Origin of the sequence: Dactylosporangium sp. NPDC000244 (genome assembly GCF_040300725.1) — a bacterium.
GTDB lineage: Bacteria > Actinomycetota > Actinomycetes > Mycobacteriales > Micromonosporaceae > Dactylosporangium.
In genome coordinates this window covers 201,963-217,648 of record NZ_JBEPEH010000021.1, presented here as the reverse complement: position 1 = coordinate 217,648, position 15,686 = coordinate 201,963, and the positions used below count along the sequence as shown (strand labels likewise).

The window sequence follows — 15,686 nt, the reverse complement described above, 5'->3', positions numbered from 1 at the left end:
GGCGGACGGTGGGATCGGGCGGACGAGGTGCTCGGGGCGGGTCGGCGGCGTGCGCTGGGCGGGCACCGCGGGCGCCTGGGCCTCGGTGCGGCCCCAGCCGCTGAGCCACGAGCGCTTCTTCTTCGCCTCCTCGGGCCGCAGCAGCGCCCGCCGCAGCAGCTCGTCGGTCTGGGCGAAGTCCGCGCGGGCCTTCGGGTCCTTGCGCAGCAGGGCGCGCAGCACCGGGGCGAGGGCGCCCGCGCGCTGGGGCGGGTCGGCCTCCTCGGACGCGAGCGCGGTCAGCGTCTCCATCGCGGAGCCGCGGCCGAACGGGGAGCGGCCCTCGACGGCGGCGTACAGGGTGGCGCCCAGCGACCACAGGTCGCTCGCCGGTCCGGCGATGCCCTCGCGGGCGCGCTCGGGCGCGATGAACTCGGGCGAGCCGAGCACGAGGCCGGTGCGCGTCACGTGGCCCTCGCCCTCGACGCGGGCGATGCCGAAATCGGTGAGCACCACGCGGCCGTCCTCGGCCATCAGCACGTTGCCGGGCTTGATGTCGCGGTGGTCGACCCCGGCCCGGTGGGCGGCGCGCAGCGCGTCGAGCACGGCGAGGCCGATCTCGGCGACCCGGCGCACCGGCAGCGGCCCGTCCTCGCGCATGACCTGGTCGAGCGAGCGCGACCGCACGTATTCCATGACGAGCCACGGCTGCCCCTCGGCCGCCAGCACGTCGTAGACCCGCACCACGTTGGGATGGCTCAGCCGCGCCGCCGCCCGCGCCTCGCGCAGCGTGCGCTCCATGGCCACGTCCCGGGCGCTGTCGAGCAGCTCGGGAGGCAGGACGATCTGTTTGACCGCGACGTCGCGATGGAGGGTCTCGTCCCGGGCTCGCCACACCCGCCCCATGCCCCCGACACCTAGCGGCTCGAGAATGCGGTAACGGTTGGCGACGACGGGGGGCGCGGCGGTCATGCACCATTGTGTACCCGAAGGATCTCTCCGTGACGCACACCCCTCGCCGGTGTGTGTCGCCGGACAGATTTCCGACGGCCCGCAACCCGGCCGTCCCCTCATCCGGCAGGCGCCCCGGCCGATCACATGACAGTGCGCGCACGGGTGCTCGCCTACCGTGGTTGCAGGTCGGTTGCGAGATGGTCATGGAGGAGCTTCGGTGGGCGAGACCCTGTTGCAGTTCGGTGGCACCCGCGGGGAGCTGATGCTCCTGGCGTACCTCATCGGCGGTCTCGCCGTGTTCGGGGCGGCCTTCCTGCCGGGCAACACCGCGCTGTACCGCGTGGTCTGCCTCATCCTCGGCACCGCGATGGCGGCGTGGGCGGCCGAGGTGATGATGTTCGGCGGGTTCGTCTACATCAACGCGTTCGTCCTGCTGGCCCCGGCCGTGCTGCTGGTGCGGGGCGCGATCGGCACCGTCCGCTTCGCCGTCACCCGTCCGGGTCCCCGCCCGGGGATGCGGCCGCACCCGGCGGCCCGCCAGCTCGGCGGCACCGGCTCCTACCAGATGCACCCGCCGGCCGCGTACGCCACGGTGCATGCGAGCTACCCGTCGGCCGAGCCGGTCTACGCCCGCGCGGTCTTCGGCACCGAGCCCGCGTACGCGCCGCCGGTGGACGAGCGGCGGGGCGCGCACGCGGCGGACGACCGGCGGGGCGCGCACGCGGCGGAGCCGACCGGTCACATTCCGCGCCAGCCCGGCCCGCGCATTCGCGAGCTGCCGGGCCCGGCCGTCGCGAGGGCCCGGCACCGGGCGACCTGATCGGGGCAAAAAGCCGTATAAAGATCGGCATGACCCCGATGCGGGAGCCGACCTTCCTGATCCTGACCGCCCTCGCGGTGCGGCCCATGCACGGCTACGCCGTGATTCAGGAGGTCACCGAGCTCTCCGGAGGCCGGGTGGTCCTTCCGGCCGGCACGCTCTACGCCGCCCTCGACCGCCTCACCGCCGAGGGTCTCGTCGCACCGGAGGGCTCGGAGGTCGTCGACGGGCGGCACCGGCGCTACTACCGGCTGACCGAGAGCGGCGCCGCGGCGCTGGCGGCCGATGCCGAGCGCCAGCGCCGCAACGCCGCGGCGGCCGCGAAGCGGCTCCGGCTGCGGGCGGCTGAGGCCCGCTGACCCGCGCGGAGCCGGCTGTGCACAGGGTCCCTGTCAACGGGTCGGGCCGGCCCATTGGTTGCGCATTGTGTTCATCCTCTCGGTTCTCGAATGCCGGACGGTGCCGGCGGTGGTGGGGCGGGATCCGCCGCTCCATACCCTGGCCCAGGCCCCTGACGCGGCGCTGAAACCGCGACATCCGGTCGCCGTCAGTGACTCCGGCAAATAGGACATGCCGGATCGGTCGCCCCGGCTAGACGGCCGCGGCGAGGGTCAGGGCGAAGCGGCCCGCCCGGTCCGTCCACCAGTCGCGGACCGTGAACCCCGCGGCCGCCAGCTCCCCGGTCAGGCCCTCGCGGCGGAACTTGGCCGACACCTCCGTGCGCAGTTCCTCGCCGGCCGCGAAGCCGATCTCCAGGTCGAGGGCGTCGAGCCGCACGCGCATGGGCGCGAGCGCCCGCAGGCGCATCTCGATCCACTCCCGCTGCTCGTCCCACGCGGCGACGTGGGCGAACGCGTCCGGCTCGAAGTCCGCGCCCAGCTCGCGGTTGAGCACGTGCAGGACGTTGCGGTTGAACTCGGCCGTCACGCCCGCGGCGTCGTCGTAGGCCGGGACCAGCACCTCCGGGCCCTTCACCAGGTCGGCGCCGAGCAGCAGGAACTCGCCCGGGGCCAGGCGCCCGCGCAGGGCGGCCAGGAACGGGGCCCGCTCGGCCGGCGTGAAGTTGCCGATCGTGCCGCCCAGGAACGCGACCAGCCGGGTGCCGGCCTCGGGCAGGACCTCCAGGTGGTGCACGAAGTCGGCGACGATCCCGTGCAGGTGCAGGTCCGGGTACTCGCGGCGCAGGTCGCCCAGCGCGTGGCGCAGCGCCGCGCCGGAGACGTCCAGCGGGGTGAACGAGCCGAGCGTGCCGTGCTCGCGCAGGGCGTCGAGCAGCAGGCGGGTCTTCTCCGACGAGCCGGAGCCGAGCTCGATGAGCGTCTTGGCCCCGGTGAGCCGGGCGATCGTCCCCGCGCGGGCGGTCAGGATCTCGCGTTCGGCGCGCGTCGGGTAGTACTCCGGCAGCCGCGTGATCTCCTCGAACAGCTCGCTGCCGCGGGCGTCGTAGAAGTACTTCGGGGGCAGCCACTTCGGGTTCGCGGCGAGCCCGCGGCGGGCATCCTCCCGCAGGCCCGCGGCGAGGTCGGCGTCGGTCAGATGGACTTCGAGGTCAGCGTCCGGCAGCGTCACGTGAGAGCACCTTCCAGCGCGATGATCGTCACGGCCGGCGGGGCCGCGACGAGCAGGGACAGGTCGGGGACGGCAGTCCAGGCGGGGTCGGGGGAGAGGGGTTCGGAAGCGACGAGCACGGCCCCCTCCGCGGTGGACAGATACGACAGGGAGTGCCCGGCGGTCGTGGCGGCGATCGTCTCGCCGTCGGTGAGCAGGAGGTTGAGGCGGGAGCCGGGGGCAGCCGCCGACACGTCGGCGACGACCCCGGCCAGGGCCGTGTCCAGGGCGGCGCCGTCGCGCAGGCGGGCCCGGACCAGGGCCCACACCAGGGCGCTGTCGGTCGGGGCGTCCAGGGTGATCAGGTCGCGGACCGGCAGCCCGGCGGCGAGGGCCGTCACGCTGTCCGGCCAGCCGGCCACCCTGCCGTTGTGCGAGAACAGCCAGCGGCCCTCGGCGAACGGCGCGGCGGCCGTCTCGATGACCGGCATGCCGACCGTTGCCGAGCGGACCGCCGCGAGCACCGCCGTGGAGCTGGTCGCGGCGGCCAGCGCCGGCAGCCCGGCATCACTCCACAGTGGAGTGTCGCGGCGGTACCGTACGAAGGCCGCGTCCTGCCGCCAGCCGACGCCGAACCCGTCGGCATTGATGGTGCCGCCGCCGCGCATGTCCAGGGGCGCCCACGACTGGCGGGCCAGGGAGTGCGGCGGGGTGAACAGCAGATCCGACAGCGGGATCGGCGGCCCGAGGTAGGCCAGGTGCCGGCACACTAGGCGAGCTCCGAGGGCGTGGCGTCGCGGGCCGTGCGCAAGCCGCTGAAGATCTGCCGGCGGATCGGGTAGTCCCAGTTGCGGAACGTGCCCCGGCAGGCGGCGGCGTCGGTGCCGAACGAGCCGCCCCGCAGCACCTTGTACTCGGGGCCGAAGAACACCTCCGAGTACTCGCGGTAGGGGAACGCGGTGAAGCCCGGGTAGGCGGCGAAGTCGCTGTCGACCCACTCCCACACGTCGCCGATGAGCTGGTGCACGCCCAGCGGCGAGGCGCCCGCGGGATAGGCGCCCACCGGCGCCGGGGCGAGGTGCCGCTGGCCCAGGTTCGCGTGCTGCGGGCCGGGATCCTCGTCACCCCAGGGGTACCGCCGCGAACGCCCGGTCGCCGGGTCCCACCGCGCCGCCTTCTCCCACTCGGCCTCGGTCGGCAGCCGCCGGCCCGCCCACGCCGCGTAGGCCCGCGCCTCGGGGAAGGACACGTGCACGACCGGCGCGCCGGGGACGATCGGCGCGGTCCGCCCGAACCCGGTCGCCAGCCAGCCGCCCGGGTCGCGGCTCCAGTGCAGCGGGGGATTCGCCGCGGTCTCGTCCAGGAACGCGGCGTACTGCCCGTTCGTCACCGGCGCCCGGTCGATCCAGAACGCGGGCACGTCGACGGTGTGCGCGGGCCGCTCGTTGTCCAGCGCCCAAGCCTCGGTCGAGGTGCCCATGGTGAACGGCCCGCCCGGCACCAGCACCTCGCCGCGCACGTCCACAGTGGACTCCGGCGGGGGCGGCGCGGACAGCACGGGGTCGCCGGCGCGCAGCTGGTGGGTGGCGAGCATGGTCTCGTCGTGCTGCTGCTCGTGCTGCACGATCATCCCGAAGGCGAAGGCGTCCTCGGTCAGCCGTCTTCCTTCCAGGTGTACGCGCTCAAGCACGTCGAGCGCCTTGTCGCGCACGGTCGCCACGTAGGCCCGCGCCTCCTTCGGCCCGAGCAGCGGCAGCGCGGGCCGGTCCTTGCGGGCGTGCCTGAAGGCGTCGTAGAGGTGGTCGATGTCGGCCCGCACCGGCTCCCGGCCGCCGACGTCGCGCACCAGCCACAGCTCCTCCTGGTTGCCGATGTGCGCCAGGTCCCAGACCAGTGGCGACATGAGCGGCGAGTGCTGGCGCACCAGGTCGCCGTCGTCGACCGCCTCGGTCAGCCCGGCGGAACGGGCCCGGGTCCGCTCGAGCTCCCGGGCGACGCGATCCCGCAGGTCAGCCATTGCGTGTACTCCCTTCGAGCACGTCTTCGGTCAGGTGCGGCGGCAGGTCCAGCCGCGCCAGGGCGAGCTCGCGCACGGCTCGGGCGGCCCGGGCGAGCACCGGGTCGGCCATCCCGTCGCGGGCCGCCTCCACCCAGCGCCCGGCGGCCGGCGCGCACAGCTCCAGGACCCGCGAGACGGTGGCCGGGTCGGCGAGCAGGGCGTGCAGCAGCGCCGCGGGCGCGAACCAGGCGCGCCCGGGCTGGGTGTCGAGGTAGCGGATCTCCAGGTACCCGCGCGGGCGCACCGGCGGGAAGAGGGTGCTGAGGTGGTAGTCCAGGTCGGCGTACGTCGGCCTCGTCTCCAGTGCGCCGCGGATCCAGTCGGCGAACGTCACCCCGGCCGGGGTGTCCCAGGCCCCGTCGGGCCGCCGGACGCACAGCAGCTTCGCGGCCAGCGCGTATCGGGCCCAGCCGGCGGAGGGCTGCCCGTCGGTGGCCACGGCCCGGGTCCGGGACGGGTCGATGCCCCGCCAGGCCCGCTGCCGCGCCGAGGCCCAGCCGGTCTCCGCGCCCGCGAAGCGCGCCGAGTTCGCGAACAGGGCCAGGAGCGGGGGGCCGAGCGCGTGGACCGCGGCCCAGCGGTCGGGGAGCTCGTGCGCGGGGCCCGGGTCGAGGCAGACCTGCAGGCCCGCCGTCGAGCACATCATGATTTTTCCGGATATGCCGCGACGGTCGAAGGCCGCCTCCATCGCGTCGTACCGGGGGGTGGAGAGCATCCGCCTCGGTGGGCGGTGCGGATCGGTGCCGGTGTCGCCCAGGACCAGGCCGACCCGGTCCAGCAGGGCGGTGAGCTGCTCGATATCGGCGCTGACGGCCGTGTGGAGCTCGATCAGGGAGGCGTGCGGCAGGCTGGAGATCTCCACCTGGCCGCCGGGCTCGAGGGTGACGCTGCCGCCGCTGCGCAGCGGGAGCGCCGGGGAGTCGGCCCGCAGGGTCGGCGGTGCGTGATCGCCGAGGGCCTGGCAGAGCCGGGCGGGGTCCAGCGCGGCGGCCGGATCCTCGCGTTGGTGAACGGTGAACTCGAGTTCGACACCGACCGCCGCGGGTGGCCCGGTCTTGAAGCAGATCGATGCGATGTAGCCCTCGGCCTGCTCGATCTCGGCGATGACCGCGTCGTGGTCGGCGGCCGTGCGGGTGCCCTGCAAGGTCGCCATGGGAGCCGACGCTACCCCGGGATTCGGGGATCGGCGAACGCTGCCGTTGAACAACTGGTTACCGTACGACTACGTGCAGCGCTACTTCAGCAGCCGGTACATCTTCAGCGCCTCCCTGGTCACCGACTTCAGGCCGGGCATCCGGGCCAGCGTGACGAGCCGGTCGATGAGCGGCACCGCGCGCTCGATGAGCAGGCGGGTCTTCGCCTGATCGGGTGACGTGTCGTGGACCCAGTAGAGGGTGATGCCCATCTGCCCGAGCCACAGCAGCTCGGGCAGGTCCGGCTTCAGCTCCGCGTCGATCTTCGTGGTGGCGCCCTCGACGACCTGGCGCAGCACCGCGATCGAGCGCTCCCGGGCCGGCTCCGACTCGGCGCTGAACGGGCTCAGCGGCGAGCCGGGCTCCACGGCGGTCTTGATGAACTTGCCGGCGAACGCGTGGTACGGCGTCATCGTCTCCAGCATGCCGGTCAGCGCCACCCGCAGCCGCTCGTCGAAGGGGCCCGGCTCGGCCAGGGCCTCGGCGACGGCGGCCGCGGCGTCCTCCTGGACCGTGGCGTAGAACTGCTGCACCAGGTGATCCTTGGAGGGGAAGTAGTAGTAGGCGTTGCCGACCGAGACGCCGGCGGCCTGCGCGATGCCCCGCATGGTGGTCTTGTCGTACCCCTGGTCGCGGAACAGCCGCACCGCCGTGTCCACGATGAGCCGCTTGGTCTGTTCGCCGCGGCCCGTCTCCGGCGTGTCAGGTGTCGCAGGTTTCACCACAGTCCTGACGATATCCGCGCAGGTTCCCGGCCGACTGCGCCACCCGGCGCGCGATCGGCCGCAGGTGGGGCTGGGAGAGGCGCGCCGCCAGCCCCCGATAGCCGTCCAGCGCCCAGAGGTAGACGAGCCAGGCCGCATCCCCGACGTACACGCCGCCGTCGTCGGCGACCACGGTGATGTCGGCGAGGGTCTCGTCCGGATCGAGCGCCGGATACCGGCGGCGCGCCTCCTGCGATCCCGCCGCGACGAACTCGAGCGGGACGATCTGGGCCCGGCCGCCGAGCCAGGTCCTCGCCGTGCGGCAGAGCCGGCAGCCATCGTCGTAGAGGACGGTGAGCCGGGTGATCATTGCGGTGGCGGCATCTCGCCGGGCTCCGGACGTGGCTCCGGGCGCGGCCCCGGCGGGGGCGGGAACGGCGGCATCAGCGGCGGCCGCATGTGCAGCGGCGCGGTGAGCGGCGCGATGGTGCGGGTCGGCTCGACCGGCGGCGCGGACTGCTCCAGCAGCCGGCGCCGGCGGAAGCGGCTGAGCACGAACAGGTTGAAGAAGTGCACCGCGCCGAGCACCAGCAGGACCGTGCCCAGCTTCATCGCGAGGGCCTCCACCGCCCCGCTCTCGTCCGTGATCGGCTCGCTGATTTTCAGTGCGACCGCCACGTAGCCGAGGTTGAGCAGGTAGAAGCCGACCACGAGCAGGTGGTTGACCGATGTGGCCAGGCGCTCGTCGGCGAACGCGTCGTCGAGGAACACCTGGCCGTTCTTGAGCAGCGTGCGGGCGACCCACACCGTGAGCACGATGCTGACCGCGAGGTACAGCAGGTAGGTGACGAGCTTCAGGTATTCCATTCCTGACCTCCGTTCTATCTGAACGTGTTCAACTAGACGGTAGACCAGCTCCTGAACGTGTTCAACTGTGCTTCCCGTCACGGATGGGTGTAGCGCACCCACTGCTCGTGCTCCCCGCCGACGATCAGGGTGCCGTCGGGCATGGAGAGCGTGATCGCCCCGTCGCTCAGGACTATCGGCAGCGCGGCCTCGTGCAGCGGCGCGGGCAGCGGGGTGAAGGTGCCGCCGCGCCAGACGCCCACGCCCCGCCCCGGCACGAGCATCAGCAGGCCGCCCTCGCCCACCGCGCTGATCATGGACGGGTCGGCCCCGGCCGGGAGCTCCGGCTCGGCCTCGGTGCCCTCCGGCGTCAGCCGCCAGGCCCGTGTCGGCCGCGCGGCGATCGCCCAGGCGTCCCGATCGTCCGCCGACACCCGCACCTCGGCCTCGGCGCCGACCGGGGGCTCGAGCCCGCGCCAGGTCGAGCCGCGGTCGGGGGAGTGGAACGCGTGCGACTCGAGCCCGTCGTGGGTGACCTTCCACGAGCCGCTGATCTCGCGGGAGGGCGGCACGACGATCGCCGACGTGCCGTCGGTGACGATGCTCCGCCACGTCAGGCCGCCGTCGTTCGTCTCCCATACGGTGGTGGGCGACCCGGTGACCCCGATGAGCGCGGAGGCCGGTCCGGGGCGCGCCACCAGCCGGCCCTGTGCCGGCAGCTCCGGCAGCGCGACCCGGCGCCACGTCAGGCCGCCGTCGGTGGTGCGGCCCAGGAAGTGCTCGCAGTCGCCGCCGGCCCGGCAGTCGTTGAACGTGACCCAGCCGTTGGAGCGGCCGGCGAACCCGACCGCCATCTCGCCGCGGGCGCCCTCCAGCCGGACCACCCGATCGGTGAACGGTGCCGGGGCGGGCCGGGCCGCGGGCTGCAGCGCGTTGAGCGAGAGGGCCGCGACCAGGGCCGCGCCGAGGCCGGCCAGCCACAGCGCCCCGCGCCGCCGGGTGCGCCGCCACCGGGGCATCGCCTCGGCCGGCACCGGCCGGAACGTCCCGGTGAACGCCTCGGCGAACCGCGCGAACTCGTCCTCGACCAGGGTGTCAGGCATGCCGGGCCTCCGGGGTCAGCTGGGCGGCGAGCCGGGCCCGGCCGCGGGTGAGCCAGGAGCGCACGGTGCCCTCGGCGACGCCTTCCTGCTCGGCGATCTCGGCCACGCCGAGCCCGCCGAGGTGGTGCAGCACGAGCGCGCGCCGCTGGGCCGCGGGCACCTCGCGCAGGGCCGCGACGAGCGCGACGCGGTCCGGGGTCGGGCCGTCGACGTGCTGCTCGCGCTGGCGGGCGAGGAACCCGATCGCGGTGCGCAGCCGTCGCAGCCGGCTCGTGGCCAGGTTCCAGGCCACGCGGCGCACCCAGCCGGCCGGGTCGGCGTACCGCTGAATCCGCGGCCACTGCTCCAGCGCCCGGCAGAACGCCTCCTGGGTGAGGTCCTGGGCCTCGGCGTGATCGCCGAGATAGGCGTAGAGCTGCACGGCGATGCGCTGGAAGTGCGCGCCGTAGAACTCGCTGAAGGGCGGCTCGGGCATGTCCATGTCACGCGCGGGCGCACCGGATCGCTGCAGGCGTTCGGGAATCGGTGAAGAACCGGCATGTGACCCGACGGGCGAAAAATCCGAAAAGTCGCGGCGCGAAGCGCCCGGCTTTTCGCGTCACAGCGCCGCGATCATCAGCGCCGTCACCAGCAGGGCGAGCTGGTGCAGGGCCTGGTCGGCGACGTACATCCCGCACACGGGCGTCGTCGCCTCCGCGAACCCGGCCGAGCGGGTGGACCGCAGCAGCGCGCGGACCGGCCAGCGCCGGTCCAGCCAGCCGTGGGTGAGCACCGAGAAGGTCAGGCCGGCGGCCACCCCGAGGGGGGACAGCGGCAGCCGCAGCGCGAACGTCGTCAGCAGCAGCACCGCGGTGACCACGAGGTGGTAGTTGAGCAGATGGCCGGCCAGGGCACGCCAGCCGGCCGCGCTGCGCTCCGCCTTGTGCCCGGCCTGATGGTCGGTCTGGGCGACGTGATCGCCGACCGCATGACCGACCAGGAGCGCCACGAGCACGACGGCGAAGACGACCGACCGGGTGAGCGTGTCGTCCGGCATGGGCCGCTCCTCACATCGACGGGAGTTCCGATCATCCGCCCGCCGATGGCCGACTTCTACGCCGAACGCGACAGAACACATGTGTCCTCGGTCGCGTCACCCGGTCGTACCTGGCGATATGCGTAACTAAGCGGACAAGTCGGCCGTTGGGTCAAGGTGCGCAGCGACCCGAGCCCGACGACCCGCGTGCTCTACCTGGCCGGATGGGGGCGCAGCGGCAGCACGCTCGCCGAGAGCCTGCTCGACCAGGTCCCCGGACTGGTCGGCGTCGGCGAGCTCAAGTTCCTCTGGGAGCGCGGGCTGCTGCAGAACCGGCGGTGCTCCTGCGGCACGCCCCTGCGCTCCTGCGAGTTCTGGGTCGACGTGCTCGGCGAGACGTTCGGCGGGATGCCCGACGACGCGACCGCCGAGGCCCTCGACGCCGCGTCGCGCCGGTTCCGCACCCGCCACCTGCCCGGCCTGCTGCTGAAGCCGGCCAGCCCGCCGGACGCCGACCGCCTGCTGTGGTACTACGAGACCCTCGAGCGCCTCTACCGCGCGATCGTGGCCGTCAGCGGGGCCCGGGTGGTCGTCGACTCCTCGAAGTTCCCGTCGTACCTCACCGCACTGCTCCAGTCGCCCACGCTGGACGTGCGCGTGGCCCACATCGTGCGGGACCCGCGCGCGGTCGCCTACTCCTGGCAGCGGCACCGCCACGACCCCGACGCCCCGAACGGCGCGCAGATGCCGCGCATGCACCCGGGGTTCACGGCGCTGTACTGGTCCGCCTGGAACCTCGCGACCGAGCGCATCGCGCGCCGCTCGGGCCTGTCCTACCTGCGCTTCCGGTACGAGGACCTCATCGCCGACCCCGAGGCCACCGTGCGCGCGATCACCGAGCTCAGCGGGGTGCCGGCGGCCGCGCTGCCGGTCGGCGAGCGGGGCGAGGTGGTGGTCCCGCGCACCCACCAGGTCTCCGGCAACCCGATGCGCATGCACTCCGGGCCGGTGGCGCTGCGCCTCGACGACGAGTGGACCACGGGCATGGCGACGCGGCACCGGTACCTCACCGGCGCCGTCACCGTGCCGCTGCGCCACCGGTACGGGTACAAGGACAGCTAAAGCGCTCCCGGCCGCGGCCGATGTGACCGTGGTGAAGGCGTGGCTCGTCACGGCCGCCGTCGTGCTCTCGGTCGCGCTCGGCGGCGCCCTGACCTGGCAGCACTACGTCGGCCGGGTGGGCGAGGCGGACCTGCTCGGCGACACCGGCCGCGAGCACCGCGGGCCGCCCCGCCAGATCGACATCCAGTCCGCGCCGCGCCTGTCCGCCGGCCCGGACGGGCGCCCCGGCGCCGACGTGCAGCGCCGGCTCGACGCCGAGCCCGGGCGCAACCTGCTGCTCGCCGGCCTGGACGCGCGCCCGGGGGAGGACCGGGCCGGCGCTCGCGCCGACACCGTGATCATCGTGCACGTGACCGAGTCGGGCGACCGCGCCTTCCTGATCTCGCTGCCCCGCGACACCCGGGTCGCCATCCCCGGCCACGGCACCGACAAGCTCAACGCCGCCTTCGCGCTCGGCGGCTTCGAGCTGCTCGCGCGCACCGTGCAGCAGCTCACCGGCCTGGTCTTCGACGCCGGCGCGATCATCGACTTCGCCGGCCTGCGCAAGGTCGTCGACGCGGTCGGCGGGGTCGAGCTGTGCGTGGACGAGGAGACGACCTCGGTGCACATCGGGTGGGACGCCTCGGGGAGGGAGACGCCGCCGTACCGCCTGATCCCGCCCTCGTTCCGCCCGGAGCGCATCGCCGGGGTCCGGGCGCAGGTGTACCACGTCGGCTGCCGCCACTTCGCGGGCTGGGAGGCCCTCGACTACGTGCGCCAGCGCGAGCTGATCCCCGACGGCGACTACGGCCGCCAGCGCCACCAGCAGCAGCTGCTGCGCGCGATCGCGGAGAAGGTGACGTCGGCCGGCGTGCTCGCGAACCCGATCGCCCTGAACCGCGCGATCACGGCCGTCGGCGACTCGCTCACCTTCGACGGCAACGGCGCCTCGGTGACCGACTGGATCGTCCGCCTGCGCGCGATCGGCCCCGGGGATCTGACCCTGCTGCGCACGAACGCGGGCCGGTTCCACACCGAGCAGCGCGGCGGCCGCGACTACGAGAACCTGGACTCGACGACGTCGGCGCTCTTCGCCGCGGCCCGCGACGACCGGCTGGCCGAGTTCGCGCGCCGCAATCCGTCGTGGGTCATCTGAGGCCGGACCACCAGCTCGCCTGCGTGAGGTGCTCGAAGCCGAGGGACTCGTACAGCGGCCGCCCCATTCGCGAGGCCGTGAGCGTCATCGGGCGGTCGTCGAACCGGCGCAGCACCGCGTGCATGAGCGAGCGCCCGACGCCCCGGGAACGGAAGGCCGTGCCGGTCGTCACCCAGTACACCCCGACGACCTCGGGCTCGGGGACGGCCACGCACGCGCCGGCCGGCTCGCCGTCGAGCTCGGCGAGGTAGACCTCGACGCCGGTGAGGAGGTCCTCGGGCAGCACGACGCCGCGCTCGTACGGCTGGAAGAGCTCCAGCGGGAACTCCTCGACCACGAGCCGCTCGGCGACGTGCAGCTCGTCCGCCCCGATCCGGCGCACGGGGACGCGGGGCTCGCCGGCGGGCCGGGCCGGGCGCCGCAGCATCACCGGCATCGGGCGCCGGTCGTAGCCCTGCTCGGCCAGGCTCACCGCCCCGAACGCGTCCTCGACCAGGACCCGTCCGGGGCGCTGGATGAGGGCCGCGAAGTCCTCGGCGCCGCGGGCCGCCAGCGTGAGCACGCGCAGGCTGCCGCGCTCGTCGTCGAGCACCGCGAACCAGCCGTCGCCGCGGCGTGTCTCGTGGCCGCGGGCGCGGGCGACCCGGGTCCAGAACTCGGCCGCGTTCCCGGCCGCCATCCGCAGCGCATCCCCGTCCATCCGCGCAGCGTAGGTCATGCCAACCGTACGGTTGCCGATATGCATCGGTGAACGCACGCTGCCCGCCCGGTTTCCGGTGCTAAAGTGGAGGCTTACCTCCGATAGAAGGTGACCGGATGCAGACGCAGGGCGGGGTGCGGCGGCCGCAGCGGGCCGACGCGCGGCGCAACTTCGACGCGCTCATCGCCGCCGCGCGGGACGCCTTCGCGGAGCACGGCACCACCGCCTCGCTCGAGGAGATCGCGCGGCGCGCCGGGGTCGGGATCGGGACGCTGTACCGCAACTTCCCGACCCGGCAGGACCTGTTCGACGCGGTGTACCTGGGCGAGCTCGACGCGCTGTGCCGCGCCGCCGACGACGTCGCCGGGCTGGAGCCGTGGGACGCGGTCGCGGCCTGGCTGCGCCGGTTCGTCGGCTACGTCGCGACCAAGCGCGCCATCTACGAGGAGATCAACCGCGACTCCGAGATGGTGCGGGGTGCCCGCGAGGCCATGTACGCCGCGTTCGAGCCGCTGCTCGCCCGCGCCCAGGAGTCCGGGGCCGCGCGGCGCGACGTCAGCACCGATGACCTGCTGCGACTCGTCTCCGGGCTCACCGCGGGCGGATACGTCGACGAGGCGCAGCGCGAGCGCGTGCTGACCGTCGCCCTGGACGGCGTGCGCGCTCGTTAGTCGATCATGACGCCCGGGTATCGAGCGGTGCATGGGTGTCGATCTGCTGCACAAGCCGGTCGTGGATCTGGCCGGGCTGCCCATCGGAACGGTGGACGGCATCGAGATGACGGTCGGGCGGGACGGGGCGCGGGAGATCGCGGCGCTCGTGGTCGAGCCGCGGCGGCGCTTCTGGGGCAGTACATCGGAAAGAATGCGAATCTCGTGGGACCTTGTGGCCTTCTGTGACCGCAGCATCACGCTCATGGTGCGCAAACACCTCCTGTAGCCTTCGGGTCGACGCGCGCTTCGGTCCTTGATCACGGGGTAGTGGTCGGTGGCCCGGGGCAGAGAGCTCGACTGGATGAGGTGCATCGCAGATGTCCGACCTGGCGCAGATCGGCGTGACCGGTCTCGCGGTGATGGGCCGTAACCTGGCCCGGAACCTGGCCCGCAACGGTTACACCGTCGCCGTGCACAACCGCTCGTACGAGCGCACCCGCCGCCTGGTGGACGAGTTCGCGGATGAGGGCACCTTCGTGCCGAGCGAGTCCATGGCCGACTTCGTGGCTTCCCTGGCCCGCCCGCGGGCCGTCATCATCATGGTCAAGGCCGGCGGCCCCACCGACGCGGTCATCGACGAGCTCGTGCCCCTCCTGGAGGAGGGCGACATGATCGTCGACGCCGGCAACGCGCACTTCGCCGACACCCGCCGCCGCGAGCAGGCGCTGCGCGAGCACGGCCTGCACTTCGTCGGCACCGGCGTCTCCGGCGGCGAGGAGGGCGCCCTGCTCGGCCCGAGCATCATGCCCGGCGGCTCCCCGGAGTCGTACCAGACCCTCGGCCCCATGTTCGAGAAGATCTCGGCGAAGGTCGACGGCACCCCGTGCTGCATCCACGTCGGCCCCGACGGCGCCGGGCACTTCGTGAAGATGGTCCACAACGGCATCGAGTACGCCGACATGCAGCTCATCGCCGAGGCCTACGACCTGCTGCGGGCCGGGCTCGGCGCGACCCCGGCCGAGATCGCCGACATCTTCCGCACCTGGAACACCGGCGACCTCGAGTCGTTCCTGATCGAGATCACCGCCGACGTGCTCTCCCAGATCGACGGCGACACCGGCCAGGCCTTCGTCGACATCGTGCTCGACCAGGCCGAGCAGAAGGGCACCGGCCGCTGGACCGTGCAGAGCGCGCTCGACCTGGGCGTGCCGATCACGGGCATCGCCGAGGCGACCTTCGCCCGCTCGCTGTCCGGCCACGCCGACCAGCGCGAGGCCGCCCGCTCCGCCTTCGGCACCGAGGTCGCGGCGCTGGACATCACCGACCGCGACCAGTTCATCGAGGACGTGCGCGCCGCGCTGTACGCCTCGAAGATCGTCGCCTACGCCCAGGGCTTCGACCACATCCAGGCCGGCAGCGAGGAGTTCGGCTGGAACATCGACCGCGGCGCCGTGTCGACGATCTGGCGTGGCGGCTGCATCATCCGCGCCCGGTTCCTCAACCGCATCCGCGAGGCCTACGACGAGAACCCCGGGCTCAAGAGCCTCATGGTCGCGCCGTACTTCGCCGACGCCGTCAACGCCGGCGTGCCGGCCTGGCGCCGGGTCGTGGCCGCGGCCGCCGCGGCGGGCATCCCGACCCCGGCGTTCTCGTCGTCGCTGTCGTACTTCGACGGCCTGCGCGCGCAGCGCCTGCCCGCCTCGCTGATCCAGGGCCTGCGGGACAACTTCGGCGCGCACACGTATCGCCGCACCGACCGCGAGGGCACCTTCCACGTCGAGTGGGCCGGCGACAAGAAGGAGCACAGCGCGTAGTAGTCGCCTGGTCCACGTTCCGCATTCATGGACATGATCGG

19 protein-coding genes are annotated in these 15,686 nt (G+C 73.5%); 7 read left to right on the top strand and 12 right to left on the bottom strand.

What is annotated here, in order from left to right; all coding sequences use genetic code 11:
• On the bottom strand, nucleotides 1–951 hold a 951-nt coding region (locus tag ABT369_RS29365), incomplete at its 3' end, for a serine/threonine-protein kinase (protein WP_350616750.1).
• A gap of 199 nt (nucleotides 952–1,150) precedes the next feature.
• On the opposite strand from ABT369_RS29365, the gene ABT369_RS29360 reads away from it, so the two are divergent.
• Together ABT369_RS29360 and ABT369_RS29355 are read left to right on the top strand one after the other, a co-directional pair.
• Entirely contained in the window at nucleotides 1,151–1,753 is a 603-nt protein-coding gene (locus ABT369_RS29360) for a hypothetical protein (protein ID WP_350616749.1), read from the top strand.
• 29 nt (nucleotides 1,754–1,782) lie between these two features.
• Nucleotides 1,783–2,112: a PadR family transcriptional regulator gene (locus tag ABT369_RS29355; protein WP_350616748.1), complete on the top strand. Its 330-nt coding sequence runs from the start codon at nucleotides 1,783–1,785 to the stop codon at nucleotides 2,110–2,112.
• Between the two features lie 232 nt (nucleotides 2,113–2,344).
• Here ABT369_RS29355 and egtD read toward each other — a convergent pair whose 3' ends face one another.
• From egtD to ABT369_RS29305, 10 genes are all read right to left on the bottom strand, one after another.
• Nucleotides 2,345–3,316, bottom strand: a complete 972-nt coding sequence (egtD, locus tag ABT369_RS29350) for an L-histidine N(alpha)-methyltransferase (protein ID WP_350616756.1) — start codon at nucleotides 3,314–3,316, stop codon at nucleotides 2,345–2,347.
• Between the two features lie 2 nt (nucleotides 3,317–3,318).
• Nucleotides 3,319–4,071, bottom strand: a complete 753-nt coding sequence (egtC, locus tag ABT369_RS29345) for an ergothioneine biosynthesis protein EgtC (RefSeq protein ID WP_350616746.1) — start codon at nucleotides 4,069–4,071, stop codon at nucleotides 3,319–3,321.
• Nucleotides 4,071–5,318 carry an ergothioneine biosynthesis protein EgtB gene (gene egtB, locus ABT369_RS29340; RefSeq protein ID WP_350616745.1) on the bottom strand — a complete coding sequence of 416 codons (1,248 nt, stop codon included), beginning with the start codon at nucleotides 5,316–5,318 and terminating at the stop codon, nucleotides 4,071–4,073. The genes egtC and egtB overlap by 1 nt, the downstream gene beginning before the upstream one ends.
• Entirely contained in the window at nucleotides 5,311–6,513 is a 1,203-nt protein-coding gene (gene egtA / locus ABT369_RS29335) for an ergothioneine biosynthesis glutamate--cysteine ligase EgtA (RefSeq protein WP_350616743.1), read from the bottom strand. Before egtA ends, egtB begins: the two co-directional genes overlap by 8 nt.
• An 81-nt stretch (nucleotides 6,514–6,594) precedes the next feature.
• The gene (locus ABT369_RS29330) at nucleotides 6,595–7,278 is read right to left on the bottom strand and encodes a TetR/AcrR family transcriptional regulator (RefSeq protein WP_350616742.1); all 684 of its coding nucleotides are present in this window, start codon (nucleotides 7,276–7,278) and stop codon (nucleotides 6,595–6,597) included.
• A complete protein-coding gene (locus ABT369_RS29325; RefSeq protein ID WP_350616740.1) occupies nucleotides 7,256–7,627 on the bottom strand; it encodes a thiol-disulfide oxidoreductase DCC family protein in 372 nt (123 codons plus the stop codon). Before ABT369_RS29325 ends, ABT369_RS29330 begins: the two co-directional genes overlap by 23 nt.
• Nucleotides 7,624–8,124, bottom strand: a complete 501-nt coding sequence (locus tag ABT369_RS29320; RefSeq protein WP_350616738.1) for a hypothetical protein — start codon at nucleotides 8,122–8,124, stop codon at nucleotides 7,624–7,626. The genes ABT369_RS29325 and ABT369_RS29320 overlap by 4 nt, the downstream gene beginning before the upstream one ends.
• A gap of 77 nt (nucleotides 8,125–8,201) precedes the next feature.
• Nucleotides 8,202–9,206 carry a WD40/YVTN/BNR-like repeat-containing protein gene (locus tag ABT369_RS29315; RefSeq protein ID WP_350616736.1) on the bottom strand — a complete coding sequence of 335 codons (1,005 nt, stop codon included), beginning with the start codon at nucleotides 9,204–9,206 and terminating at the stop codon, nucleotides 8,202–8,204.
• Complete coding sequence (locus ABT369_RS29310; protein ID WP_497981873.1) at nucleotides 9,199–9,687, bottom strand: RNA polymerase sigma factor; 489 nt, start codon at nucleotides 9,685–9,687, stop codon at nucleotides 9,199–9,201. Before ABT369_RS29310 ends, ABT369_RS29315 begins: the two co-directional genes overlap by 8 nt.
• A gap of 117 nt (nucleotides 9,688–9,804) precedes the next feature.
• On the bottom strand, nucleotides 9,805–10,242 hold the full coding sequence (locus tag ABT369_RS29305; protein WP_350616732.1) for a DUF3307 domain-containing protein: 438 nt from the start codon (nucleotides 10,240–10,242) through the stop codon (nucleotides 9,805–9,807).
• A 156-nt stretch (nucleotides 10,243–10,398) separates the two neighbouring features.
• On the opposite strand from ABT369_RS29305, the gene ABT369_RS29300 reads away from it, so the two are divergent.
• Together ABT369_RS29300 and ABT369_RS29295 are read left to right on the top strand one after the other, a co-directional pair.
• Nucleotides 10,399–11,343, top strand: a complete 945-nt coding sequence (locus tag ABT369_RS29300) for a sulfotransferase (RefSeq protein ID WP_350616730.1) — start codon at nucleotides 10,399–10,401, stop codon at nucleotides 11,341–11,343.
• Between the two features lie 31 nt (nucleotides 11,344–11,374).
• On the top strand, nucleotides 11,375–12,478 hold the full coding sequence (locus ABT369_RS29295; protein ID WP_350616728.1) for an LCP family protein: 1,104 nt from the start codon (nucleotides 11,375–11,377) through the stop codon (nucleotides 12,476–12,478).
• Here ABT369_RS29295 and ABT369_RS29290 read toward each other — a convergent pair.
• Nucleotides 12,471–13,178: a GNAT family N-acetyltransferase gene (locus ABT369_RS29290; protein ID WP_350616726.1), complete on the bottom strand. Its 708-nt coding sequence runs from the start codon at nucleotides 13,176–13,178 to the stop codon at nucleotides 12,471–12,473. The genes ABT369_RS29295 and ABT369_RS29290 overlap by 8 nt on opposite strands.
• Before the next feature lie 116 nt (nucleotides 13,179–13,294).
• Here ABT369_RS29290 and ABT369_RS29285 point away from each other — a divergent pair, with 116 nt between their 5' ends.
• The 3 genes from ABT369_RS29285 to gnd all read left to right on the top strand — a co-directional run bounded on the left by ABT369_RS29285 (nucleotide 13,295) and on the right by gnd (nucleotide 15,645).
• Nucleotides 13,295–13,849: a TetR/AcrR family transcriptional regulator gene (locus ABT369_RS29285; RefSeq protein ID WP_350616724.1), complete on the top strand. Its 555-nt coding sequence runs from the start codon at nucleotides 13,295–13,297 to the stop codon at nucleotides 13,847–13,849.
• 31 nt (nucleotides 13,850–13,880) lie between these two features.
• Nucleotides 13,881–14,117 carry a hypothetical protein gene (locus tag ABT369_RS29280; protein ID WP_350616723.1) on the top strand — a complete coding sequence of 79 codons (237 nt, stop codon included), beginning with the start codon at nucleotides 13,881–13,883 and terminating at the stop codon, nucleotides 14,115–14,117.
• Nucleotides 14,118–14,208: 91 nt separating this feature from the next.
• Nucleotides 14,209–15,645, top strand: coding sequence for an NADP-dependent phosphogluconate dehydrogenase (gene gnd, locus ABT369_RS29275; RefSeq protein WP_350616722.1), 1,437 nt, complete (start codon nucleotides 14,209–14,211; stop codon nucleotides 15,643–15,645).
• Nucleotides 15,646–15,686 lie beyond the last annotated feature (41 nt).

Bases quoted from the DNA above. Each gene is read 5' to 3' on its own strand.
- ABT369_RS29355 (WP_350616748.1), top strand. From the start codon at position 1,783: ATGACCCCGATGCGGGAGCCGACCTTCCTGATCCTGACCGCCCTCGCG.
- egtB (WP_350616745.1), bottom strand. From the start codon at position 5,318: ATGGCTGACCTGCGGGATCGCGTCGCCCGGGAGCTCGAGCGGACCCGG.
- egtA (WP_350616743.1), bottom strand. From the start codon at position 6,513: ATGGCGACCTTGCAGGGCACCCGCACGGCCGCCGACCACGACGCGGTC.
- ABT369_RS29325 (WP_350616740.1), bottom strand. From the start codon at position 7,627: ATGATCACCCGGCTCACCGTCCTCTACGACGATGGCTGCCGGCTCTGC.
- ABT369_RS29320 (WP_350616738.1), bottom strand. From the start codon at position 8,124: ATGGAATACCTGAAGCTCGTCACCTACCTGCTGTACCTCGCGGTCAGC.
- ABT369_RS29315 (WP_350616736.1), bottom strand. From the start codon at position 9,206: ATGCCTGACACCCTGGTCGAGGACGAGTTCGCGCGGTTCGCCGAGGCG.
- ABT369_RS29310 (WP_497981873.1), bottom strand. From the start codon at position 9,687: ATGGACATGCCCGAGCCGCCCTTCAGCGAGTTCTACGGCGCGCACTTC.
- ABT369_RS29305 (WP_350616732.1), bottom strand. From the start codon at position 10,242: ATGCCGGACGACACGCTCACCCGGTCGGTCGTCTTCGCCGTCGTGCTC.
- ABT369_RS29290 (WP_350616726.1), bottom strand. From the start codon at position 13,178: ATGGACGGGGATGCGCTGCGGATGGCGGCCGGGAACGCGGCCGAGTTC.
- ABT369_RS29285 (WP_350616724.1), top strand. From the start codon at position 13,295: ATGCAGACGCAGGGCGGGGTGCGGCGGCCGCAGCGGGCCGACGCGCGG.
- ABT369_RS29280 (WP_350616723.1), top strand. From the start codon at position 13,881: ATGGGTGTCGATCTGCTGCACAAGCCGGTCGTGGATCTGGCCGGGCTG.
- gnd (WP_350616722.1), top strand. From the start codon at position 14,209: ATGTCCGACCTGGCGCAGATCGGCGTGACCGGTCTCGCGGTGATGGGC.